This window comes from Agrobacterium sp. fls2-241-TYG-188a (assembly GCF_030209845.1).
Map to the genome: position 1 here is coordinate 1,188,597 of NZ_JARVRD010000002.1, position 24,792 is coordinate 1,213,388.

The 24,792-nt window shown below is 56.5% G+C and carries 21 protein-coding genes; 11 read left to right on the plus strand and 10 right to left on the minus strand.

Annotated elements, in window-relative coordinates; translation table 11 throughout:
- Window positions 1-313 precede the first annotated feature (313 nt).
- From QRN85_RS12485 to QRN85_RS12495, 3 genes are all read left to right on the plus strand, one after another.
- Window positions 314-2,770: a beta-mannosidase gene (locus QRN85_RS12485; protein WP_284758310.1), complete on the plus strand. Its 2,457-nt coding sequence runs from the start codon at window positions 314-316 to the stop codon at window positions 2,768-2,770.
- A gap of 90 nt (window positions 2,771-2,860) precedes the next feature.
- A complete protein-coding gene (gene mgrA / locus QRN85_RS12490; protein WP_062589669.1) occupies window positions 2,861-3,892 on the plus strand; it encodes an L-glyceraldehyde 3-phosphate reductase in 1,032 nt (343 codons plus the stop codon).
- Between the two features lie 178 nt (window positions 3,893-4,070).
- Window positions 4,071-4,400: an RcnB family protein gene (locus tag QRN85_RS12495; RefSeq protein ID WP_113093301.1), complete on the plus strand. Its 330-nt coding sequence runs from the start codon at window positions 4,071-4,073 to the stop codon at window positions 4,398-4,400.
- A gap of 116 nt (window positions 4,401-4,516) precedes the next feature.
- Here the strand turns inward: QRN85_RS12495 and zigA are convergent, their stop codons facing one another.
- Window positions 4,517-5,722: a zinc metallochaperone GTPase ZigA gene (gene zigA, locus QRN85_RS12500; RefSeq protein ID WP_162927931.1), complete on the minus strand. Its 1,206-nt coding sequence runs from the start codon at window positions 5,720-5,722 to the stop codon at window positions 4,517-4,519.
- 83 nt (window positions 5,723-5,805) lie between these two features.
- A complete protein-coding gene (znuA, locus tag QRN85_RS12505) occupies window positions 5,806-6,810 on the minus strand; it encodes a zinc ABC transporter substrate-binding protein ZnuA (protein WP_284758313.1) in 1,005 nt (334 codons plus the stop codon).
- Window positions 6,811-6,913: 103 nt separating this feature from the next.
- Here znuA and znuC point away from each other — a divergent pair, with 103 nt between their 5' ends.
- From znuC to zur, 3 genes are read left to right on the plus strand one after another with little or no spacing between them, the layout of a single operon-like run.
- Entirely contained in the window at window positions 6,914-7,831 is a 918-nt protein-coding gene (znuC, locus tag QRN85_RS12510; protein WP_284758314.1) for a zinc ABC transporter ATP-binding protein ZnuC, read from the plus strand.
- The gene (gene znuB / locus QRN85_RS12515; protein ID WP_113169563.1) at window positions 7,824-8,642 is read left to right on the plus strand and encodes a zinc ABC transporter permease subunit ZnuB; all 819 of its coding nucleotides are present in this window, start codon (window positions 7,824-7,826) and stop codon (window positions 8,640-8,642) included. Before znuC ends, znuB begins: the two co-directional genes overlap by 8 nt.
- Window positions 8,639-9,043, plus strand: coding sequence for a zinc uptake transcriptional repressor Zur (gene zur / locus QRN85_RS12520; protein ID WP_062589665.1), 405 nt, complete (start codon window positions 8,639-8,641; stop codon window positions 9,041-9,043). Before znuB ends, zur begins: the two co-directional genes overlap by 4 nt.
- A gap of 6 nt (window positions 9,044-9,049) precedes the next feature.
- Here zur and QRN85_RS12525 read toward each other — a convergent pair whose 3' ends face one another.
- Window positions 9,050-9,577, minus strand: a complete 528-nt coding sequence (locus QRN85_RS12525; protein ID WP_122068141.1) for a gamma carbonic anhydrase family protein — start codon at window positions 9,575-9,577, stop codon at window positions 9,050-9,052.
- A gap of 13 nt (window positions 9,578-9,590) precedes the next feature.
- Entirely contained in the window at window positions 9,591-10,280 is a 690-nt protein-coding gene (locus QRN85_RS12530) for a fumarylacetoacetate hydrolase family protein (RefSeq protein ID WP_122068139.1), read from the minus strand.
- 139 nt (window positions 10,281-10,419) lie between these two features.
- Between QRN85_RS12530 and dusA the strand changes: the two genes are divergently transcribed.
- Window positions 10,420-11,433, plus strand: a complete 1,014-nt coding sequence (dusA, locus tag QRN85_RS12535) for a tRNA dihydrouridine(20/20a) synthase DusA (RefSeq protein WP_284758320.1) — start codon at window positions 10,420-10,422, stop codon at window positions 11,431-11,433.
- Between the two features lie 224 nt (window positions 11,434-11,657).
- Here the strand turns inward: dusA and QRN85_RS12540 are convergent, their stop codons facing one another.
- Window positions 11,658-12,458, minus strand: coding sequence for a DUF72 domain-containing protein (locus QRN85_RS12540; RefSeq protein ID WP_122068135.1), 801 nt, complete (start codon window positions 12,456-12,458; stop codon window positions 11,658-11,660).
- 38 nt (window positions 12,459-12,496) lie between these two features.
- Window positions 12,497-15,418, minus strand: coding sequence for an excinuclease ABC subunit UvrA (gene uvrA / locus QRN85_RS12545; RefSeq protein ID WP_112963540.1), 2,922 nt, complete (start codon window positions 15,416-15,418; stop codon window positions 12,497-12,499).
- A 290-nt stretch (window positions 15,419-15,708) separates the two neighbouring features.
- Between uvrA and QRN85_RS12550 the strand changes: the two genes are divergently transcribed.
- Both QRN85_RS12550 and QRN85_RS12555 read left to right on the plus strand, forming a co-directional pair.
- Entirely contained in the window at window positions 15,709-16,239 is a 531-nt protein-coding gene (locus QRN85_RS12550) for a single-stranded DNA-binding protein (protein WP_062589902.1), read from the plus strand.
- A gap of 30 nt (window positions 16,240-16,269) precedes the next feature.
- Window positions 16,270-16,527 (plus strand): hypothetical protein, encoded by a 258-nt coding sequence (locus QRN85_RS12555; protein ID WP_062589660.1) that lies wholly within the window; start codon window positions 16,270-16,272, stop codon window positions 16,525-16,527.
- Window positions 16,528-16,674: 147 nt separating this feature from the next.
- On the opposite strand, the gene QRN85_RS12560 is transcribed toward QRN85_RS12555, so the two are convergent.
- Both QRN85_RS12560 and QRN85_RS12565 read right to left on the minus strand, forming a co-directional pair.
- Window positions 16,675-17,829 (minus strand): HPP family protein, encoded by a 1,155-nt coding sequence (locus QRN85_RS12560; protein ID WP_284758322.1) that lies wholly within the window; start codon window positions 17,827-17,829, stop codon window positions 16,675-16,677.
- Window positions 17,830-17,897: 68 nt separating this feature from the next.
- On the minus strand, window positions 17,898-18,527 hold the full coding sequence (locus tag QRN85_RS12565; protein ID WP_062589658.1) for a MarC family protein: 630 nt from the start codon (window positions 18,525-18,527) through the stop codon (window positions 17,898-17,900).
- A 252-nt stretch (window positions 18,528-18,779) separates the two neighbouring features.
- On the opposite strand from QRN85_RS12565, the gene gyrA reads away from it, so the two are divergent.
- On the plus strand, window positions 18,780-21,578 hold the full coding sequence (gene gyrA, locus QRN85_RS12570) for a DNA gyrase subunit A (RefSeq protein WP_113219508.1): 2,799 nt from the start codon (window positions 18,780-18,782) through the stop codon (window positions 21,576-21,578).
- 136 nt (window positions 21,579-21,714) lie between these two features.
- On the opposite strand, the gene QRN85_RS12575 is transcribed toward gyrA, so the two are convergent.
- Window positions 21,715-21,978 carry a hypothetical protein gene (locus QRN85_RS12575; RefSeq protein WP_062589901.1) on the minus strand — a complete coding sequence of 88 codons (264 nt, stop codon included), beginning with the start codon at window positions 21,976-21,978 and terminating at the stop codon, window positions 21,715-21,717.
- A gap of 89 nt (window positions 21,979-22,067) precedes the next feature.
- The gene (locus QRN85_RS12580) at window positions 22,068-23,441 is read right to left on the minus strand and encodes an SPOR domain-containing protein (RefSeq protein ID WP_502870767.1); all 1,374 of its coding nucleotides are present in this window, start codon (window positions 23,439-23,441) and stop codon (window positions 22,068-22,070) included.
- 590 nt (window positions 23,442-24,031) lie between these two features.
- Here QRN85_RS12580 and QRN85_RS12585 point away from each other — a divergent pair.
- On the plus strand, window positions 24,032-24,271 hold the full coding sequence (locus QRN85_RS12585; protein ID WP_284758324.1) for a hypothetical protein: 240 nt from the start codon (window positions 24,032-24,034) through the stop codon (window positions 24,269-24,271).
- Window positions 24,272-24,792 lie beyond the last annotated feature (521 nt).

The window sequence follows — 24,792 nt, forward strand, 5'->3', positions numbered from 1 at the left end:
CGATGCAAAGTGCCGAGCAGCCATCCTGCGGCCCGCTCGCTACGTTTTACCGCAACGATACAGATTTGGTCGGTGGACTCGATGTCGTATCTGCGCCGCGAAAAACTTGGCTCAATTGCCCTCATCTGCCGCAACAAACACCGCTTTCCGGTGTTAGGCGCTCAGTGTGCTGACACTGGCACGTGACCCGCGCCGCCATTTCCGGTAACGTTGCCGTTGGGAAGGTGACTGGAAAGATCGGGAAACGGTGGAAGATTTGCCGCAGTTTAATGATCGAACAACCACCTGAGGAAACGGAACTGTAGGGCAGGACATGACAGCATCATTTGCGAACGAAACGTTCACAGACCTTCGCGGCGAGTGGACGCTCACTTCCGTCGAAGGGGACCACAGCACGACCATCGAAATTCCGGGAGACGTCCACACGGCGCTCCGTCAGGCGGGCATCATCCCAGACCCTTATTTCGGGCGCAATGAGATCGACGTTCAGTGGGTGGCGCATCGGGATTGGGTTATCGAACGCCATTTCCATATCGATGATGCTGACGCCGAGTGGTATCTCGACGTCGAATATCTCGACACCGTTGCCGTTATTTTCATAAACGACGTGCCTGTGCTGTCTGCGGACAATTGCTTTCGTCGTTATCGGCCTGATGTTTCCAAGGCGCTTCAGCCGGGAGACAACTCCATCCGCATCCACTTCCATTCCAGCATCAAGGCCGGCGCGGACAGGCAGACAGCCCAGCCGTTCTACGTTCCCTATCATCCCGGAAACTCTCCCATCCCGCATGGTAATATGCTGCGCAAGCCGCAATGCCATTTCGGCTGGGACTGGAACATCGCCATTGCTCCGCTTGGCCTATACGGAACCATCGCGCTGAGGCGGCTCGACACGGCACGGATTGAACATGTCTCCACCTCGCAGCACCATCTGGACGGCGGCGTGGAACTGCATGTCGAGGTCACGCTTCATGCCGCCTATGCTGCAAGCGTTCCCGTCCATCTTTCCCTGGATGGAGAAAGGCTGAGACTTGATTGCGGGCTCAACGCCGGCGAGACGGTGTTGCGGCATGTGTTCTTCGTTGAGAAACCGAACTTGTGGTGGCCAGCCGGAAGCGGTGAACAATCGCTCTCTACGCTGACGGTCGAGCTTCCTGACGAGATCGTCACCAAGCAGATCGGCTTTCGAACCATTGAGCTTCTGACCGACAATGATGAAGCGGGCAGTCGATTTGCATTTCGCGTCAATGGGCGGGAAATCTTCTGCCGCGGCGCAAACTGGATACCTGCCGATGCGCTGCATTCGCTTTCCAGCCGGGAAAAGACTGAGGATCTTCTGTCTTCGGCTGTTGAAGCCCACATGAACATGATCAGGGTTTGGGGAGGCGGTTTTTACGAAGCGGACTGGTTCTACGATCTCTGCGACCGGCTCGGTTTGATGGTCTGGCAGGATTTCATGTTTGCCTGCAATCTATACCCTTGCACGGACGACTTTCTGGACAATGTCGAGCATGAGGTTGCCTATCAGGTCAAACGCCTGTCTTCGCATCCATCTATCGCCCTGTGGTGTGGAGACAATGAGCTTGTCGGTGCATTGAACTGGTTCGAGGAATCCAGAAACAACCGAGACCGCTACCTCGTCGCCTATGATCGGTTGAACAGGACTATCGAAAATGCCCTAAAGGCTGCTGCTCCAGGGGCCCTCTGGTGGCCCTCCAGCCCGGCCTCCGGATATCTGGATTATGGAGATGCGTGGCACGCAGATGGCTCCGGCGACATGCACTATTGGTCGGTCTGGCACGAGAACAAATCATTCGACAACTATCGCAGCGTCAAACCACGCTTTTGCTCCGAATTCGGTTTTCAGTCCTACACCTCCATGCCTGTCATCAAGACATATGCGGACGAGAAGGACATGAACATTTCTTCGCCAGTCATCGAGCTGCACCAGAAGAATGCCGGTGGTAACGAGCGGATTGCGGGCACCATGTTCCGCTATTTCCGCTTTCCCAAAGACTTCGAGAGTTTCGTCTATATCAGCCAGGTGCAGCAGGCGCTGGCCATAAAGACTGCCGTCGAGTATTGGCGCTCGCTCAAGCCGCACTGCATGGGAACGCTTTACTGGCAGCTGAACGACACATGGCCTGTGGCCTCTTGGTCAAGCCTCGACTATGGCGGCAGCTGGAAGGCACTTCACTATGCCGCGCGCCGCTTTTTCCAGCCGGTCACGGTTTCAGCCATTCCCAGCGAGGAGGGCAGCACCATGCGGTTCGCGATGGTCAACGATATGGCAGAGGAGGTGGATATCGACATGAACATCTTCGCACTGTCCACCGATGGTACACGCACACCGTTGAAGTCCGCCAGTGGCACCTGCGGCCCGGACGCGGCAACCGACATGACGGAAATCGACCTTTCCCAGCTTGCGGAGGGCACCCTGCTATCGTGGAATTTCATAGCCTCGAACGGCATGACCGGCGAGGGGCATCACGTGCCGGAAACGTACAAGGCGCTTGAGCTGCAGCCATCCGGCCTGGAACAACACGTCAAGGCATTGTCAGACGGGCAGTTCGAGATCGAGATATCGGCAAGAGGGCTCGCTCTGTTTGTCATGATCGAGGCGGATATTCCCGGGCGTTACTCGGATAACCTTTTCGATCTGGCGGCCGGCGAAACACGACGCATCGTATTTTCGGCGCGAGACAAGGATTTCCCCTTGCACCCCACATTCAAAATCTTCGATCTCTTCTCGTCTCAGTCGCAAGGTTGAACAAGGCGGGATATCTCAATAGGGTCTACCAACAACACATCGACCGCCGTCGCATTCGCCGACGGCACAATCCACACTGGGAGGAACAAGATGGCCTGGCAACCGGCTGAAAACCGTTACGCGTCCATGAAGTACAATCACTGCGGAACATCGGGCCTGAAGCTTCCGGCAATATCGCTGGGCCTCTGGCACAATTTCGGCAACGACTTCTCACACAAGACGAAGCAGGACATCTGCCGCAAAGCATTTGATCTGGGTATCACTCATTTCGATCTCGCCAACAACTACGGACCACCTCCGGGCAGCGCAGAGACCGCTTTCGGCGAGATATTGCGGACGGATTTTGCAGGCTATCGCGATGAACTCGTGATTTCCTCAAAGGCCGGTTACAACATGTGGCCCGGCCCGTATGGCGAATGGGGTAGCCGCAAATACCTGATCTCATCCTGCGACCAGAGCCTCAAGCGCATGGGCCTGGACTACGTTGACATCTTCTATTCCCACCGGTTTGATCCCGACACGCCGCTGGAAGAAACCTGCGGTGCGCTTGACCACATCGTCCGCTCGGGCCGAGCGCTCTATGTTGGCATCTCCTCCTACAATTCACAGCGCACACGCGAGGCTGCCGCCATTCTCAAGGCACTCGGCACCCCCTGCATCATTCACCAGCCAAGCTATTCAATGATCAATCGCTGGATCGAAGAAGACGGGCTGGTCGATACGCTGGAAGAGCTTGGTATTGGCTCAATCGTTTTCTCACCCCTGGCGCAGGGCATGTTGACCACGAAATATCTGGGCGGTGTGCCGGAAGCCAGCCGCGCCAGCCAGGGCAAGTCGCTGAACCCCGCGTTTCTCAATGAACGCAACATCGAAAACATCAGGGGCCTGAATGCGATCGCGGAACGGCGCGGGCAAACGCTTGCGCAGATGGCAATTGCATGGGTTCTGCGTGGCGGACGCATCACCACCGCACTGATAGGCGCGAGCCGCCCAGAGCAGGTGGAAGATTGCGTGAAAGCGCTGGAGAAGCCTGATTTCACGGCAGAGGAACTGGTGGAAATCGACCGCTTTGCCAAGGACGCCGACATCAATCTTTGGGCAAAATCTGCCGAGCTCAAGTGATCAAAACCTGGCCGCCTCGACTTTCGGGGCGGCTATTTTGCCGGCTGAAATCTGATCATAAACTTTAAGTGATGCGCCTAAGCGCAAGCGAACATTACTGATTTTTAATATGCGGTTCACTTTCCATTCATTGTCGTGACGATAGGTTCTAGTCATCACTTCAGGAAAGGACATACCGATGAAAAAGTTTCTATCCGTTCTTCTCGCTGCCACAGTGCTGGCCGCTCCCATGGCACAGGCACAGGGCCGCCATGACGACCGCCCGGGCCGTCATGTTACGGTTGAGAAAACAATCACCAAGAAAAAGGTGATCGTGAATAAACATCGTTGGGATCGCGGCCAGCGCCTATCTGCGAAAGATCGTCGCCACTTTATAGATCGGCGTGATTACCGTCGCCATAACCTGAGAGAACCGCGTCGCGGCGAGCGTTGGGTCCGCGTTGATAATCAGTATCTTCTGATCAATGCCGTAAGCGGTCTCATTATCGGTCTCTCCACCGCGCGTTAAACGAGCTGTCGACTTCTCCTGTGGCCGTGGATCAACTCCATGGCCACAATCGTTTTCACGGGCGATTTCGTCGGTAATGGCTTCACACCGGAACTTAGATTGCGTTCTCTGGTTCCTCATGCCGCCCGACGCCCCCAGTCCGGGAAGGGATCTTCCAGTGAGCGCCAGGCCTTCGGAGTAAAGGCGGATGCCTCAATCAGACAAGCGTCCAGTGCGGCGCGAATATCCGCCTCGCGCATTGGATCAGCGCCGATAAAGACAATCTCCTGCCGGCGATCTCCCCAGACCTCATCCATGTAAGGCGCCAACATGCGCTCGAACCCAGGGTCCTCCGGCCAGTGCTGCTTCGGGACGGATGACCACCAAAGCCCCATCTTGCCCGTCTTGACCAAGGCTCCGGCCTGGCTGATCTCACCCACATGGTCCGGCCGCGTTGCAATCCAGAAAAACCCCTTGGCACGTATGACGCCGGGCCAATCGCGATTGATGAAGGCGTTGAAGCGGGCGGGATCGAACGGACGTTTCGCGCGGTAGACGAAGGAGCTGATGCCATATTCCTCGGTTTCGGGCACATGGTCCTTGAAACCGTGCAACTCCTTGAACCAGAGAGGATGGGTTTCCGCCTTGGCGAAGTCGAAAAGCCCGGTGCCGAGAACAGCCTTGGTCTCGACCTTTCCAAAATCCGCTTCGATAAGCCGCGCATCTGGATTAAGCGCAGCAATGATCTTGCGTGCCGCATCCTGCTGTTCATCCGTCGCGGCGGAGACCTTGTTCAGAATGACGATATCGGCAAACTCGATCTGCTCAACGAGAAGATCGACCAGCGTCCTCTCATCACCTTCGCCTGCCGTTTCACCGCGATCCGAAAGAAAATCCGTGGATCCGTAGTCTTTGAGCAGATTGGCGCAATCGACAACCGTCACCATCGTATCCAGCCGCGCGACATCGGAAAGGCTATGGCCGTTCTCATCCCGAAAGTCGAATGTTGCGGCGACGGGGAGGGGTTCTGCAATTCCGGTGGACTCGATCAGGAGATAGTCGAACCTGTCCTGCTCTGCCAGCTGGCGAACTTCGTTGAGAAGATCATCCCGCAACGTGCAACAGATGCAGCCGTTGGTCATTTCGACAAGCTGTTCCTGCGTTCTGGATAGATTGGCACCGCCATCCCTGACCAACGCCGCATCAATATTCACTTCACTCATGTCGTTGACGATAACCGCCACCCTCAGGCCATCCCGATTGCTCAGAATATGGTTGAGGACAGTCGTCTTTCCGGCGCCCAAAAAACCCGACAAAACTGTGACTGGGAGTTTCCGCATCACATCGCGCTCCAAATATGTTATACCATTACATATATGTAGAAAATGAAAGGCGGCACGGGCCACCCTTCATCCTTCTCCGAACCTTAAGACAGGCAGTTCTTTAGTGAGTTTGCGACACCGCGCATCAGCTTGAAATAGAGATCTGGGCCCGCCTCAAGCGTCGCAGCTTCCGGATCGAGCGTACCGGATTTCGCCTTCGTGCCCTCAATGACAACATTGACGAGCTTGGGCTCGAACTGGGGTTCTGCAAATACGCAGGTCGCATTCAGTTCCTGAACCTTGGCATGGATCTTCTTGATGCGGTCTGCGCCGGGTGGGTTTTCAGGGCTGACGGTGATCGAACCGGCCGTCTTAACGCCATAGCGGTGCTCGAAATACTGATAAGCGTCATGGAAAACAATGAACGGCTTGTCCTTGATGGGGGCAACCGTTTCCTTGATCTCCTTATCCAAGGAATCCAGATTTTCGACCAGCTTCTTGGTGTTGTCCTGATAGGACTTCGCGTTGGCCGGATCTGCCGTCATCAAGGTCTTTTCGATTTCGATAGCCATAGCCTTTGCATTGGTGGGATCGAGCCACAGATGCATATCGAATTCGCCTTCGTCATGGTCGTGACCTCCAGCGTGCTCATGCTCATGTTCATGCTTGTGTTCGCCCTTGTGGCCTTCGCCGTCCTTGGCTTCTTCCCCGTGATCATGGTCTCCATGTTCGCCGTGGTCATGAGCCTCGAAAGGTCCGCCTTCACGGAAGGGCAGCTTTTCGATGCCGCTCGCATTGTCCAGTTCCACGACGGTCGCCTTGCCAGCCAGCGAGTGCAGGGGCTTTTCCAGGAATTTTTCAAGGCCATCACCAACCCAGAAAACGACATCTGCATTTTCAATTGCCCGGGCATTGGAAGGCTTGAGGCTATAGGTGTGGGGAGATGCGCCGCCATCGACAATCAATTGCGGATCGGCCACGCCCTGCATGATTGCGGCCACAAGCGAATGGATCGGCTTGATCGACACAACCACGTTCGGGGCTGCCATGGCATTCGATGATGCGATTGCTGCGGCAGAAGCCAGAAGAAGCGTAGCGATAGTTTTCATGCGGTATGCTCCACTTGAGAAAGTATGTTATGTTATTACATATGTTGCGTAACGCTATAACGTATGCGATAGCCATAGGCAACACCGACAATTGGAAAAACAAATGCTTTATTCAGCGCCCGCACGTGATGGGCATCTCGTCTCTCTTTCCAATGCGGGCATTCGCCGCAATGGCCGTTGGCTGGTGCGTGGTGTGGAATTCTCCGTCAGCCGCGGCGAAATCGTGACGCTGATCGGACCAAACGGTTCCGGCAAATCCACCAGTGCGAAAATGGCAACGGGCGTGCTGAAACCGGACGAGGGCCGAGTTTCGCAAATTCCCGGCCTCAAGGTGGGTTACGTGCCGCAGAAGCTCTCTGTCGACTGGACGATGCCTTTGACTGTCCGAAGATTGATGACGCTGACCGGTGCGCTGCCGCCGCACGAAATCGACGCCGCACTTGATGCCACCGGCATCACTCACCTTGCCAAGGCAGAAGTACAGCATCTGTCCGGCGGCGAGTTTCAGCGCGCGCTACTGGCCCGCGCCATCGCCCGCAAGCCGGACCTTCTCGTTCTCGATGAACCGGTCCAAGGCGTCGATTTCTCAGGTGAAATTGCCCTCTATGATCTGATCAAGACGATCCGCAATTCAACGGGCTGCGGCATTCTGCTGATCTCGCACGATCTGCATGTGGTGATGGCCGAGACCGACACGGTCATCTGCCTGAACGGGCATATTTGTTGCCGCGGAACACCGCAGGCTGTCAGCCAGAGCCCGGAATATATGAAGCTCTTCGGTGGAGCGGGCGCGCGGGGCCTTGCGGTTTACAGCCATCACCATGACCACACCCATTTGCCGGACGGTCGCGTGCAGCACGCGGATGGCTCGGTCACAGATCATTGTCATCCAGACGACGGCCACCATCACGACGCACATGGGCACGATGACGATGAGATGGATGGTTGCGGCTGTGGTCAGCACGATCACGATCACACCCATGATCACGGCCACCATGCCCACGGAGCCAAACATGTTTGACGATTTCTTCGTAAGAGCGATGGTGGCCGGAATAGGCGTGGCGCTCATGGCTGGCCCGCTGGGCTGTTTCGTCGTCTGGCGGCGCATGGCTTATTTCGGCGATACGATGGCCCATTCGGCGCTGCTGGGTGTCGCGCTATCACTGCTGTTTCAATTGAACCTGATCATCAGCGTTTTTCTGGTCGCAACGGTCGTGTCCTTGCTTCTGCTCTTCCTGCAGCGTCGTCAGGCTCTGTCGGCAGACGCCCTGCTTGGCATTCTCTCGCATTCTGCGCTGGCCTTCGGCCTTGTGATCGTGGCTTTCATGACCTGGGTCCGCATCGACCTCGTGGCATTTCTCTTTGGCGATATTCTCGCCGTTACGCCGTCGGACATTTACCTCATCTGGGGCGGCGGCGTGGTGGTGCTGGTTGCGATTGCCTTGCTTTGGAAGCCCTTGCTCGCGTCAACCGTCAATGCGGAACTGGCGGAAGCAGAGGGAATGCGTCCCGAGCGTTCCAAATTGTTGTTCATGCTGCTGATGGCACTTGTGATTGCCATTGCCATGAAGATTGTCGGCATCATGCTCATCACGTCGCTGCTCATCATTCCGGCGGCCACGGCGCGCCGCTTTTCGGCAACGCCGGAAATCATGGCTGTGCTAGCGTCGCTTATTGGCGCGGTCGCCGTGGCAGGCGGGCTTATGGGCTCGTTGCATTACGATACGCCGTCCGGCCCATCCATCGTCGTTGCCGCAGTTATGCTTTTCATCGTGAGTCTTTTGCCTTCGCCCAAGCTTGGACGCAGCGCAGAGCAAGGAGGTCGTCCATGACAACTCAAAATCTCACCAAGAACCAGTCTCTCGTTTACGATGCCCTCACGAGATCGCAGGCGCCGCTTAGTGCCTATGTCATACTCGACAAGCTGCGGGATGCCGGTTTTCGTGCGCCGCTGCAGGTCTACAGGGCGCTGGAAAAGCTGATCGAGTTCGGCCTCGTCCACCGGCTGGAAAGCCTAAATGCATTTGTCGCCTGCTCACACACGCAGACGGATTGCTGCACGCATCACCACGGCACGGTTGCCTTCGCAATCTGCAATGCCTGTGGTCAGGTAACGGAGTTTCACGATCACCAGATCGACCACCGCCTGGGAGATTGGGTCAAGAACCAGAAATTCAAGGCAGAAAAGACGACAATCGAGATCAGAGGTCTCTGCGAGGCCTGCGCCGCCTGACCATAGTCAGACTTGCTGCAGGTCTTTCGCAAAGCGTTGCCAGTTGCGGATATAGCTCTGCGCCGACGCCTTCAACGCCTCTACCGCTTTATCATCCAGCGTGCGTATGGCCCGCGCGGGCGACCCGACGATCAGCGAATTATCAGGAAATTCCTTTCCTTCGGTGATCAGCGCATTGGCACCCACTAGACAGTTATTACCGATTTTTGCGCCGTTCAGCACCGTGGCACCCATGCCGATCAAGGAATTGTCGCCAATGGTACAGCCATGGATAATCGCATGGTGACCGATCGTGCAGCCTTCTCCGATCGTCGCTGGAAAGCCGAGATCGGAATGGATCATCACACCATCCTGAATGTTGCTACCACCGCCCACCGTGATGGGCTCGTTATCACCGCGCAAGGTGGCACCAAACCAGACGCCGACATCCTCACCAAGGATAACAGAACCGATGACATTGGCATCGGGCGCCACCCAGAAACGATCCGGGGCAGGGGTCTGCGGCACCCTGTCAGCAAGGCGGTAAATCGGCATCTCGCACCTCCTCTCACGCAACCCTTACGGACAGGGTGCCAACACCTTCGACCCCGCAATCGATGCGATCGCCGCGCACGATTGGTCCGACGCCCGCAGGTGTACCTGTCATGATGACATCACCAGCGGCAAGCGTGAACATCTTGGAAAGTTCGGCGATGATTTCAGCCGTCTTCCAGATCATCTGGGCCAGATCGCCGGTTTGTTTGCGCTCGCCATTCACATCAAGCCAGACATCGCCTTTCGCCGGGTGACCGATTTTCGATGCCGGGACGATTGGTGAAACAGGAGCGGAAAATTCGAATGCCTTTGCGCTTTCCCAGGATCGACCCATCTTCTTGAGCGCATCCTGCATATCGCGCCGCGTCATATCGATCCCGACCGCGTAACCCCAGACGTGATCGAGGGCATCGTCAATGGAGATATCGGAGCCGCCGCTTTTCAGCGCGACCACGCATTCAACCTCATAATGCACATTTGACGACAAGGCCGGATAGGGAAAATCCTTACCCGCAGGCAGAAGGTTGTCGGGGTTTTTCTGGAAAAAGAACGGCGGCTCGCGGGATGGATCGTGGCCCATCTCAATTGCATGATCGGCATAATTGCGGCCAACGCAATAGACGCGCCGAACAGGAAATGTTTCGGCAGTACCCTCCACCGGCAGCAAAGTTGTCGGCGGAACGGGAATAACGGTCGCAGTCATAGGCGTGGCTCCTCATTTTCAGGCCCTGTTTGTCCCGCGATTCTGCCCCGATTTCCAGTTTAAAATCCCGCCCCTTAGAAAACTGGCTTTATGAGCAACATTGGGTTAGAAGCCCACGCAAGAAAAGGTTTCTCGATCCATGTATGAAAAAGCACTCGCCAACGGCAGCAAGATCTTCGCAGTCGCCCCGATGATCGACTGGACGGATACGCATTGCCGTTTTCTGCATCGGCAGCTTTCCGCCCACGCGCTTCTCTATACGGAGATGATCGTGGCGGATGCGATCATTCATGGTCAGAGAGACAGGCTGCTTGGTTACCACGCTGAAGAACATCCCTTGGCGTTGCAGCTCGGCGGATCGGATCCGGCCAAGCTTGCCGAGGCCGTAAGGATTGCGGCTGATTATGGCTATGACGAAATCAACCTCAATGTCGGCTGCCCTTCTGACCGGGTGCAATCCGGGACGTTCGGCGCGTGCCTCATGCGGGAGCCCCAAACTGTTGCGCGATGCGTGGAGGCCATGAACGCGGTGGCGGCAGTGCCTGTGACGGTAAAATGCCGCATCGGCGTAGATGATCAGGACCCAAAGACCGTGTTGCCGGATTTCATTGACCAGGTTGTTTCGGCAGGCGCGCAGGCGATCTGGATCCATGCCCGCAAGGCCTGGCTGCAGGGACTATCCCCCAAAGAAAACCGCGATATCCCACCATTAGACTACAGCCTTGCCTACCGAATAAAGCAGGATCATCCCGATGTCTTCATTGGAATCAATGGAGGAATTACCGATCTCGATCAGGCCGATGACCATCTGAAACATATGGATGGCGTGATGATTGGCCGTGCGGCTTACCACAACACATCCATTCTCGCCGATGTCGACAGCCGGATATACGGCGAAACGGCGGTTGAACCGGACTGGCTCGGCGTACGGGACAAGATGATGGCCTATGCCGAAAATTATGTCGCTAAGGGCGGCCGCCTGAACCACGTTACCCGCCATATGGTTGGGTTGTTCCAGGGACTGCCTGGCGCCCGCCGGTTCCGTCAAATTCTCTCGAGCGACGCTACGCGCCCGGGCGCAGGGCCGGAAGTCATCGCGGCAGCTTTTGCCGCCATCAATTTCGAAAACTCACCAGAGACTGTCGCAGTCTGAACGTCTTTTCAGGGCCGAAAACTGGCCGATCTTGACTGCGGCTTGTTTCAAACAACCGATATCTGCTTCCTGCTGCTGAGACCGCACGGCACAGACACAAAGTGACCAGACTGTCTCGCATGAGACCAACTGCGCTGTTTCGCAGCACCACCGCGCGCGTTGGTTTGGATTGGCTGATTACGTCGCAAGCGACGTCATATCGGTTCTCCGTTGAACCGGTTCACTCAGACCATGCTCTGCAACAGTTGGGCGCCCCGCGGTGCATTGACCTTGCCACCGCTGATGAAGAAGGCGAAAACATCGCGGGCCTTCTTCTCAATCTTCCTCTCCGGTGCAATCAAAGACAGATCGTGGGGGACACCACCTTTCGCATAGGTTTCGAGACGCTTGCTCCACGCTTCAACATCCTTTTGGGGGTAGCAAGTCTCGATGTCATCCTCGCCTTTTTGCAGACGGCAATAGACGAAATCCGCCGTCACATCCGGCAGCATTGGATAGTCGTGGTGATCCGCGCAGACGACAGCGACCTTGTGGCGCGCAAGAAGCTCTATAAATTCAGGTACTTGGAAACTCGGGTTCCGAACCTCCACGACGTGCTGAAGCGTTATCCCATCCTGTTTTTCCGGCAAGAGTTCGAGAAAGGCCGAGAAATCATCCGGCTCGAACTTCTTAGTTGGAGCAAACTGCCACAAGATAGGCCCGAGGTGGTCACCAAGCTCGGTCAGCCCTTGCGTTAGAAATTTGGCGACGGATTCTCCCGCTTCTGCAAGCACTTTGCGGTTCGTAACAAAGCGGCTGGCTTTAAGCGAGAATATGAATCCGTCAGGGACTTCGGATGCCCATTTCGCGAATGTCGCAGGCTTCTGGCTTCCGTAATAGGTGCCGTTCACTTCAATCGCCGCAAGATGACTGCTGGCATGTTCTAACTGCCGCCTCTTGGGAAGCTTGTCGGGATAGAACGTGCCCTCCCAGGGCTCAAAGGTCCAACCGCCGATGCCGGTCCGGATCGTGCCTGCTTTACTCATCTCATTCCCCATCCCTTAGCAATGACTTGCGTCCAGCCTCACTCAGCCGCCTGAACCTTCTTGTCCGGACGACGCTCCAGCAACTCCTTGAGGAATTGGCCGGTATAGGAACGCTTTTCCTTGACGATCTGCTCCGGCGTACCCGTCGCGACGATTTCGCCACCACCCGTTCCGCCTTCGGGACCGATATCGATCACCCAGTCTGCCGTCTTGATGACTTCGAGATTATGCTCGATGACGACGACCGAATTTCCCTGATTTACCAGCTCATGCAGCATTTCAAGCAGCTTGTTCACGTCGTGGAAGTGAAGGCCTGTCGTCGGCTCGTCGAGAATATAAAGTGTGCGACCGGTTGAGCGCTTCGACAATTCCTTGGCAAGCTTGACGCGCTGGGCCTCGCCGCCCGAAAGCGTATTCGCCTGCTGCCCGACCTTAATGTAGCCGAGACCAACGTCGAACAGCGACTGCAACTTGTCGCGAACGGCCGGAACGGCAGAGAAGAACTCGACCCCTTCCTCAACCGTCATATCCAGCACGTCGGCGATCGACTTGCTCTTGAATGTCACATCCAGTGTCTCGCGGTTATAGCGCTTCCCATGGCAAACGTCGCAGGTCACATAGACATCCGGCAGGAAGTGCATCTCGATCTTGATGACGCCATCGCCCTGGCACGCCTCGCAGCGTCCACCCTTGACGTTGAAAGAGAAGCGACCGGGCGCGTAGCCTCTTGCCTTGGCTTCCGGCAGGCCCGCAAACCAGTCGCGAATAGGCGTGAATGCGCCAGTGTACGTCGCAGGGTTGGAACGGGGAGTACGACCGATCGGTGACTGGTCGATATCGATGACCTTATCGATGAATTCGAAGCCGTCGATCCGATCATGGTCTGCCGGTATCTCGCGGGCACCCATGACGCGGCGCGCTGCAGATTTGTAAAGCGTTTCGATGAGGAAAGTGGATTTGCCTCCGCCCGATACGCCGGTAACGGCTGTGAAAACACCAAGCGGGACTGACGCGGTCACATTCTTGAGGTTGTTACCCCGAGCACCGACGACCTTGATTTCCTTGCCCTTCTTCGCCTTGCGGCGCTCGCTTGGTACGGCAACACCCAGCTCACCGGAAAGGTATTTGCCTGTGAGCGACTTGGGATTCGCCATCACCTCCTGCGGCGTCCCCTCAGCAATAACCTCACCGCCGTGAATGCCGGCAGCCGGACCAATATCGACAACGTAATCAGCCGTAAGAATGGCGTCTTCATCATGTTCCACCACGATAACCGTATTGCCGATGTCTCGCAGGTGCTTCAGCGTATCAAGCAGCCGGGCATTGTCACGCTGGTGGAGGCCAATGGACGGTTCGTCCAGGACATAGAGAACGCCAGTCAGGCCCGAGCCGATCTGAGACGCCAGGCGAATACGCTGGCTTTCGCCGCCAGACAACGTCCCGGAATTTCGCGATAGGCTGAGATAATCCAGCCCGACATCATTGAGAAAGCGGAGGCGTTCACGGATCTCCTTGAGGATACGAACAGCGATTTCATTCTGTTTTGCGTTAAGGAATTCAGGCAACGCCTCGAACCAGTCACGGGCGATCCGTATCGACATTTCCGTAACCTGACCGATATGCAGCGTGTTGATCTTGACTGCAAGAGCCTCAGGCTTGAGGCGATAACCGGCACATGCGGGGCAGGGTGCCGCCGACATGTAACGCTCGATCTCCTCACGTGCCCAGGCACTGTCGGTTTCCTTCCAGCGGCGTTCCAGATTGGGAACGATGCCCTCGAAGTTCTTCACCGTCTTGTATGACCGCGCACCATCCTGATACTCGAATTCTATCTTGTCATCTGTGCCGTGCAGGATAGCCTTCTTTGCGGCGTCCGAGAGGTCATTCCAGCGGCTCGAAAGCTTGAAGCCGAAGGCTTTGCCAAGCGCTTCCAGCGTCTGGTTATAATAGGGCGACGATGATTTTGCCCAAGGCGCGACTGCGCCATCTTTGAGCGTGCGTGCGGGCTCCGGCACGATGAGCGCCACATCGACCTTCTGCTGGGAACCAAGCCCGTCACAGGTCGGGCAGGCACCGAATGGATTGTTGAAGGAAAACAGCCGCGGCTCGATTTCCGGAATGGTGAAACCGGAAACGGGGCAGGCGAATTTTTCGGAAAACAGCACCCGCTCGTGTGTCTCGTTCAGCGATTTGTTAGCGGAGCCGCCGGCCGATGTTTCCCCGGCAGGTAGGGGCTTGTCGGCAAATTCCGCGACTGCAAGGCCATCTGCCAGTTTCAAACAGGTCTCGAGGCTGTCGGCCAGACGCGCTGCCATATCCGGTCGCACGACTGCGCGGTCGACGACGACATCGATATCGTGCTTGTATTTCTTGTCGAGAGCGGGAACATCAGCAATTTCGTAGAACTGCCCGTCTACCTTGACGCGCTGGAAGCCTTTCTTCATCAGCTCCGCCAGCTCTTTCTTGTACTCACCCTTTCGGCCACGCACCATGGGCGCGAGAATGTAAAGACGTGTCCCTTCCTCAAAGGCGAGGATGCGATCCACCATCTGGCTGATGGTCTGGCTTTCGATGGGCAACCCCGTCGCGGGCGAATAGGGAACGCCGACGCGCGCAAAGAGCAGGCGCATATAATCGTATATTTCGGTAACCGTGCCCACCGTCGAGCGTGGATTGCGCGACGTCGTCTTCTGCTCGATGGAAATCGCCGGGGAAAGACCTTCGATCTGGTCAACGTCCGGCTTCTGCATCATCTCCAGAAACTGCCGCGCATAGGCAGAGAGACTTTCCACATATCGCCGCTGGCCCTCAGCATAGATCGTATCGAACGCAAGCGACGACTTTCCCGAGCCGGACAGCCCCGTCATGACGATAAGCTTGTTGCGTGGCAAATCCAGATCGATACCCTTGAGATTGTGCTCGCGGGCGCCGCGGATCGAAATCGTCTTTAATTCACTCATGAGGAGGCTCGGAATTACTCGTTGGGAGGCGTTGGGCTCTTATGTAATGACGGTGAACGGCGTGTCGAGGTATATCGCGCTTTTCTTGTCTGCATTTCGCTGCGCTTGACTCATCAGTTGCTGTTTAATAGAACAAAATAGGAACGATTAGCAAGTGGGCATGTTGTGAAGAACATTCCTTGTGGATTGTCGTTCCATTTTCTGCCCATGGCGGCACACCATGGTCTATGGTGCTCAAAATTTTGAACCGGAGAATGCTGGCTGGAAAGGCCAGTGGACAGGATAAGAAGATGGCTGGCAGCGTAAACAAGGTAATTCTGATCGGGAACGTCGGTGCAGATCCGGAAATTCGCCGCACGCAGGACGGTCGGCCGATTGCCAACCTGCGCATCGCCACGTCCGAAAGCTGGCGCGACCGCAACTCCGGCGAGCGCAAAGAAAAGACGGAATGGCATTCTGTCGTCGTTTTCAACGAAGGTCTTTGCAAGGTCATCGAGCAATACGTAAAGAAGGGCGCCAAGCTTTACATCGAAGGTGCACTTCAGACCCGCAAATGGCAGGACCAGACCGGTGCTGACCGTTACTCGACGGAAATCGTGCTGCAGGGCTTCAACTCCACACTGACAATGCTTGATGGTCGCGGCGAAGGTGGCGGTGGCGGTGCAAGCCGTGGCGGCGACGACTTCGGTGGCGGCTCCTATGGCGGTGGGAATTACGGCGGCGGCAACGACCAGCCATCGTCCTCCCGCGGCGGCTCATCGCGTGGCGGCCAGCCAGCAGGCAACTTCTCCAACGATATGGATGACGATATCCCGTTCTGATTTTTCAGAACATCAATTTGAGAGGCAAGCATGACAGAACCGGCGACATCTAGCAGTCAACCCGCTACCTGGCGCATCGTGCTTGCCTTCATTTTGGATTTCTTCACCGCCTTCTGGGTCTTCGGCTTCCTGGTGGCCACCTTGTTTGGAGGGCGGACGGAAAATGGCTTCGAGCTTAACGGGATGCCCGCTTTGCTAGCCTTCGTCCTAATGGTTGCCTACTTCCTGGTCTTCAACAAATTTCTCGGTGGCACCATCTGGAAGCGGATTTTGAAAGCTAAGCGATAGGCACGGCCTGATCAGAAGGATTGCGAAGGGCATGTGATGCGCTTCGCAGCTCCATTCAGCGGTTTACCGGCTTTCAGCCCGGCGAAAGAGAATTGGCGATCATCGATTGCCTGACGTTCCGGCGTAGCTCCATCGCCCGATCTGTCCTTAGTCTTGGCTTTCCGCCTTATCGGCCAGCATTCCCACCATCACATCCGACTGTGAGATGATGCCTGCGAGCTTGTTGTTGTCATCAACGACCGGCAGGTAATGCAGGCCCTGTTCGGCGAGAATGATGATGGCCTCTTCTATCGGCGTCGTCGGTGACACGGTTTTTACCGGCGATGTCATGATGTCCTTGACGGTACCATTCGGGGCGCTGCGTCCAGATGAGATCAGCTTTACGCGCTGAAGAAGACCGATGGTAGGGCGGCCGCTGTTCCAGCTTGCCTTGTCGAGCAGATCCGTCTGGGTGACTATGCCGACGACTTCTGCGCTGTCGTTTGTTACCGGCAAGGCCTTGAAATGGTGGCTTCGCATCAACTCATGGGCGGTTTTCAGCGCATCATCAGGGGCAACACCCACTACATCGCGGGACATGATGCTGGCGCAATGGAGATGCGTGGCGCGGCGGCGGTAGGAGCGTAGTTCCGTTCGACGTAGAATGGTCTCCAGATCGTCACGGTCGATATCCAGAACCTGATCGAAATCCTTCAAGACATCATCCAGGTCAGCGGACGAAAATCCAATGCGCTCTATGGGCGCCGGGTCTTTTGTACCGTGGCCTGCGGCTTGAGCTCGCATGGCATGAGGATAGCGCCGGCCAGAGAGATTGTTGAAAATGACGGCCACGGCCAGAAGTGCCAGCGAATTTCCCGCCACGGGCCAGAGCACGAAACCATAGCCGAGTTGATGGATGGCGGGCCCGCCCAGAACCGCCGTCAGCGCCACCGCACCGCTTGGCGGATGCAGGCAACGAAGCGCCATCATGGCCGCGATAGCGATGCTGATGGCAAGCGCTGCAGCAACGAAGGGATCGGTCACCAGCATCGCAACCGTCACACCCACGACAGCCGAGAGAATATTGCCGCAGAGTATCGACCAGGGCTGCGCAAGCGGGCTGGAGGGCACGGCAAACAGCAGCACGGCGGATGCGCCCATAGGGGCGATGAGAGCCGGCAGAGCAGCGCTGTTGCCAACAGTCACATGCCCGATAAACCCCGTAATGAAAATGCCGATCAACGCGCCTGAGGCGGAGCGAATCCGTTCTCTGTAACTGACCGGCATCGCTTCGGGCACAATCAGGCGCAACAGATTTCGCATGGGGCAAACTCTCGATTCTCGGCGGGAATTTGCCTTCTAGCAGAAAAGCGTCTGCTGTCCCTATTCCGTCAGGATGCCATGGCGGATTTCACACCATCAACCACGAACTGAACCGATAGCGCTGCGAGAAGAACGCCAAGAAGGCGGGTGAGGATGGCGCGTCCCGTATTGCCGAGAAAACGATCAAGCCGATCTGCGGCCAGTAGCGCTGCAAAAACCAGCAGCATACTGAAAGCCAGAAGCAGAATGAAAATGATCTTCTCGAATGTGTTCTGCATCGAGCCTGAGATCAGAACGGTCGCCGATATCGCGCCCGGCCCGGCAATCAACGGCAGGGCCAGCGGAAAGACGGCGATATTCTGGATATGATCAAGCGTGATCGCCATCTCGGAGGTCTTTTCCTTCCGCTCCTGGCGTTTCTCGAAAATCATTTCAAAGGAAATCCAGAACAGCAACAGACCACCCGAAATCCGGAATGCGCCGAGGGAAATACCAAGCACATTGAGGATGGAAGCACCGAATAGCGCAAACAGCGCCAGGATGCCAAAGGCGATGATCGAGCCGCGAAGCGCGACCTGACCGCGCTGGGCCCGCGTCATGCCAGCCGTGAGGGCCAGGAAGACCGGCGCAAGGCCCGGCGGGTCGAGCGTTACCAGCATGGTGGTCAGTGCATTGACCAGGAGTTCTGTGCTTGCCATGTTTTTCCCATTTATGGGCAGCGCGCCGATGAAACCTAGGTCGGGTCCGCAGCCTGTTTTCGTTCGATGGTAGGTAAGTCGTGACGCGTTTGAAACCCCGATTTGGCGGATTTTGCCGCAGGGAGGGAGAAAACTGTGTATCGTCTTGCAAATGACGCAAAAGACTGTTCAAAACTGCTCTGGAAATTGGCGCTTTCGTGCTGTTTCCGCTATAAAAATCCATCCGATTCTTAACATAGAATGTGATCCGATTTGACTGACCAGAGCCCCCCAGGCGGCGGAAAGCTTCCGCCAGGCATAGAGCCGATTTCCATCATGGAGGAAATGCAGCGGTCGTATCTCGATTACGCCATGAGCGTTATCGTCAGCCGCGCGCTTCCAGACGTTCGTGACGGACTGAAACCAGTTCATCGCCGTATTCTCTATGGCATGTCCGAGCTTGGCATCGACTGGAACAAGAAATACGTAAAGTGCGCCCGTGTCACCGGGGACGTGATGGGTAAATATCACCCGCACGGCAACTCCGCGATTTACGACGCGCTGGCTCGTATGGCGCAGGACTGGTCCTTGCGGCTGCCATTGATCGACGGGCAGGGCAACTTCGGCTCCATCGATGGCGACCCACCGGCGGCTGAACGTTACACAGAGTGCCGTCTGGAAAAGGCCGCGCATTCGCTGCTCGATGACCTCGACAAGGAAACCGTCGACTTCCGCGACAACTACGACGGCACTCTGTCCGAGCCGGTCGTTGTTCCCGCCAAGTTCCCGAACCTGTTGGTCAACGGCGCGGGCGGTATTGCCGTCGGCATGGCCACGAATATTCCGCCGCACAATCTTTCCGAAGTCGTCGAGGGCTGCATTGCGCTGATCGACAATCCGGAAATCGAGCTGCCGGAAATCATGCAGATCATTCCCGGACCGGATTTCCCGACGGGTGCCTTCATTCTGGGTCGCTCCGGCATTCGCTCCGCATACGAAACGGGCCGTGGCTCCGTCATCATGCGCGGCCGTGCCACCATCGAACCGATGCGCGGCGACCGCGAACAGATCATCATCACGGAAGTTCCCTTCCAGGTGAACAAGTCCTCGATGATCGAGAAGATGGCCGAACTGGTCAAGGACAAGCGTATCGAAGGCATTTCCGACCTTCGCGACGAGTCCGATCGCCAGGGATACCGCGTCGTCGTTGAGTTGAAGCGTGATGCCAATGCCGAAGTCATTCTGAACCAGCTTTATCGCTACACGCCATTGCAGACCTCGTTCGGCTGCAACATGGTGGCGCTGAATGGCGGCAAGCCGGAACAGATGACGCTGCTGGACATGCTGCGCGCCTTCGTTTCCTTCCGCGAAGAAGTCGTCAGCCGCCGCACCAAGTACCTGCTGCGCAAGGCGCGTGATCGCGCGCATGTGTTGGTTGGTCTCGCAATCGCCGTTGCCAATATCGACGAAGTCATTCGCGTCATTCGTCAGGCACCGGACCCGGCAACCGCGCGTGAGCAGCTGATGACTCGCCGTTGGCCGGCTGAAGATGTGGAAAGCCTGATCCTGCTGATCGACGATCCGCGTCACCGCATCAACGAAGACGGCACCTATAACCTCTCGGAAGAGCAGGCGCGCGCCATTCTCGAATTGCGTCTGGCCCGCCTGACAGCGCTTGGCCGCGATGAAATCAGTGACGAACTGAACAAGATCGGCGCCGAGATCAGCGAATATCTCGACATTCTGTCGTCGCGCATCCGCATCCAGCAGATCGTCAAGGACGAGCTTGCTGCGATCAAGGACGAATTCGGCACGCCACGTCGAAGCGAGATCATGGAAGGCGGCCCTGACATGGACGATGAGGATCTCATCGCCCGCGAAGACATGGTCGTTACCGTTTCGCACCTTGGCTATATCAAGCGCGTTCCGCTGACGACCTATAAGGCGCAGCGTCGTGGCGGCAAGGGCCGCTCCGGCATGGCAACCCGCGACGAGGATTTTGTGAACCGGCTTTTCGTGGCCAATACGCACACACCGGTCCTCTTCTTCTCCTCGCGCGGCATTGTCTACAAGGAAAAGGTCTGGCGTCTGCCAATCGGCACACCTCAGTCCAAGGGCAAGGCACTGATCAACATGCTTCCTCTGGAGGCGGGTGAACGCATCACCACCATCATGCCGCTGCCAGAAGACGAGACAACGTGGGAAACGCTGGACGTGATGTTCTCCACAACACGTGGGACCGTGCGTCGTAACAAGCTTTCCGATTTCGTACAGGTCAACCGGAACGGCAAGATCGCGATGAAGCTGGACGAGGAGGGCGATGAAATCCTCTCCGTCGAAACCTGCACCGATCGCGATGATGTACTGCTGACGACTGCGCTTGGGCAGTGCATCCGCTTCTCCGTCGATGATGTTCGCGTCTTTGCTGGCCGTAATTCGGTTGGCGTGCGCGGTATCAACATGGGCGAGGGCGACCGCATCATCTCCATGACCATTGTTGGCAGCAGCGATGCCCAGCCATGGGAGCGTGCAGCCTACCTCAAGCGTTCGGCAGCAGAACGCCGCGCCGCCGGCGTTGACGAAGAAGATATCACGCTGGTTGGCGAAGAGGTTGCGGAAGAGGGTGAACTCAGCGACGAGCGCTACAAGGAGCTCAAGGCCCGCGAACAGTTCGTCCTTACCGTTTCCCAGAAGGGCTTCGGCAAGCGGTCTTCCTCTTACGACTTCCGTACATCTGGACGCGGCGGCAAGGGCATTCGCGCCACCGATACGTCCAAGACGGCAGAAATCGGAGAGCTGGTTGCAGCCTTCCCGGTTGAGGATAACGATCAGATCATGCTCGTTTCCGATGGTGGCCAGCTGATCCGTGTGCCCGTGAACGGCATTCGCATCGCCAGCCGCGCCACGAAGGGTGTGACGATCTTCTCCACCGCCAAGGACGAAAAGGTCGTGTCGGTCGAGCGCATCAACGAGCCGGAAGGTGAGGAAGAAGTCGAAGCGATTGGCGAAGCGGAAGCCGACGGCCTGATCGCTGAAGCGAATGACGACGCTGCACCTGAGGGTGATAGCTGATAGCAAGAGAAGGCGGCGGAAAGATCATCCGCCGCTTTTTTTGGGGACTGATGCCGCCGGTTAGACCGGGAAAAATGACAAGAAAAAGCCCTGCAAAACACATGTTTCGCAGGGCTTTTTTATGGGATGTACTCGCTTAGCGCAGACGCATATGGATAGCGCTTTGCCCTGAGCGGGATGCGATATGAAGATGAATCTTCGCAACGGGTTGGTTGCTGCGCCAGGCGCGGGCGCCATGGCAAAGCAGGAGATTGACCAAGTCGCGCGTCTTGTGGCGTGATCTGTTCAGCCCCAAGTCCGCAATTCTCATTGCTGCTTCATGGATCGGATGCAGCACGGAAAGACTCTGTTGTCTGCCTTTGCCTGCTGCAATGTCCGAATAGTTTTCGTTGATCGCCATCTGGAAAGCCTCGTTACACAATACAATTCGAGGAAAGGAACCGGCCATGAATTTGAATCAGCATCACCGGCTCCCGAAACGTCTTCCGCTTACTGGAGCGATGCCCAGCAGCTGATGCCTTTCTTTTTGAGAACATTACAAGCGTTCACCGCCTGGTTCTGGTCACCGAAGCCGCCGAAACGGGCACGATACATCTGGGCGCCATCCTTGTTGAAAGCGACCGTGAAAGGTTTTGCCGTGCGGAGCAGACTGCCGCCCTTGTCCTGTGCGGACTGGAGCAGATTGCGGGCAGACCCTTCGTCAGGAGAGGCGCCAATCTGAATGACCCATCCAGCATTTGCGGAGGTAGATGGGGCAGGAGCCGTCGACGCCGTCACGATGTTATCGACCTTCGTCGAATTCGTCACGAGAGAGCGGTCCGGCTTCATGTTGACCGGTGCGGCTGGCGTAGGACGAACGGCTTGCTTGTTGCGGGTAGCCATGTCCATTGCCGCAACAGCAGCATTTGCAGGGGCTGGCGCAAAGGCGGAAACTGGAGTCTCATCTGCGTAACGGGCCTGCGGAACCGGACCGGCATTTGGAAGGCCGCTGGCAGCAGGAGCCGCTGCAACAACCGCGACTGGCTCTTCGATCGGCGCGGAAGGCGTTGCTGCGATAAGGTTGCTTTCGCCACCACGCGACGCCTTCGGAAGATATTCCGCCACGAGCTTGCGCATCGTTGCATCCCGAGCGGCACTGGAACGTCCACCAAGCACGACGGCAACGATCGAGCGGCCATCGAGCTGCGCGGATGTCGCCAGATTGCTTCCGGCTGCACGGGTATAACCGGTCTTGATACCATCAACACCGCGAACAGTTCCGACAAGCCTGTTGTGGTTGCCGATGACCTGCTTGCCGAATGTAAACGTGCGGGTATTGAAGTACCCATAATATTGCGGGAAATGCTGGCGCAGAGCGACACTGAGGCGAGCCTGGTCGCGAGCGGTGGTCATCTGTGCCGTATTGGGCAGACCATGCGCATTGCGATAGGTGGTGCGCGTCATTCCCAGAGCGCGAGCCTTGGCAGTCATGATGCGACCGAAACGCTCTTCCGACCCACCAATATACTCACCGAGTGCCGTAGCGACATCGTTTGCGGAGCGAGTCACCAGAGCGAGAATCGCCTGCTCGACAGTAATACTGTTGCCCGGCCGAACTCCAAGCTTCGAAGGAGGCTCCTTGGCAGCATTCGCGGAAATCGGAACACGCGAATCGAGCGCGAAGCGACCAGCATTCAAGGCCTCAAACGTCAGATACAGCGTCATCATCTTGGTCAGCGAGGCTGGATAGCGCAAACCATCGGGATCTTCACTATAAAGAACCTTGCCGGTTTTCGCATCCACGACGATGCCCGCATATTTGGGGTCAGCCTTCGCAATCTGCGTGGTGGCGGTCGTTGCCGTCGCCATAGCCATCGCAAACATGAAAACCTTCACGAAAGACTTGGCGCTTACCGCACGCCCTAGTACCTCAGATAGTTTTTTCAACACGGTTGAACTCATTAATCGCATGCCACTGTTCCGTCCGACACGCCCCGCCAGACTTTTCAACTGCCAACTTTAGAGCGATGGCGTTACCAAGTGGTTTATGAATGGTATCTGAAGCCGATAAAATGCTGGGCGTGTCTGAAAACAAGACGGTGTGAACCGGGCAACAGAAAGGCAATATCTATTGAACTGCCGACGTGCTGTTGCTACCTGTCCCGAAACCAAAGGACGGACCATGGCTTCTCGCGATCGATATTCCCGGAAACTAGAATGCTCCAAATGCGGCCACAGTGGCTTTGCCGAGGCATCCGAGATCGATGAGAAGAGCCATTCGGATGTCGATTTTCGTATAGATGAAATGCCAGCTGGCTTTCGGGCGGAACGGCCATCGGGCAATCCCGCCGAATACATGATACGCTGTGCGCAGTGTGGAAACATCTTTCGTTTTCAGCAGAAAGCCGCCTATGCCCCTGGCGGAGAACCTCGATACCAAAACAGGTAACGCTGCAATCGAAGGTGTTTGTACAATGACCGACGAGCGTCATACAGAAGTTCAAAGACGACGCAAACCGCTGTGGCCCTGGCTTTTGCTTCTTATCTTCACGCTGGTCGCCATCTATTCGTGGAATAGAGCCAACGAGATATTCGACGAATTCTCCAGAAACCTGCCGCCCGCGATTGTCGAGCTTTTTCGCGACCTGATGAACGAGCGGCGCAATGCACAGCCCGGACTAGACGTTCACACCTATATCTATCTGCGCTCCTAGCCTTCGAAGGCTCCGGAAACAAAAAAGCCCCGCATGTCGAAGCGGGGCAGGTTGGTCGCTCGGGGAAAAACGGGCAAGGCCCTTGAGCGATGCGGCGATACTAATACGAGCTTTGCCAAGCCAGTAGTGCACTTCACGCCAGTGCGGTACGCTTGTCGAAATAATCGCGTCAGTAGCTTTGACGTAATTTGCAAAAAGAAACCCGCTCATGGCGGGTCATAGTCGAGAGGGGAACCGAGACTTAGTCTCGGTCGCATAACTGGTGAAATGCAAATCGGTTGCGTGTCGACTAAGAAAAAATTTCTGCGCATTAGCTAAGAAAAAAAGGCCCCACCACAGAGGCGGGGCTAAGATGTTGCCTGATTGGCTTTCAGGACTTGGGAGCTCCTCCCGTGGAGGAAGCAATTGACGCATAGCTACTATAACCTTGACGCGAAAGGTCAGTGTCCCGGCTAACGGTACGCTCATCGACAAAAGACCAAAACCGGGGGGAGACGGTGGTAACGCAGGCCTTTTGCGTT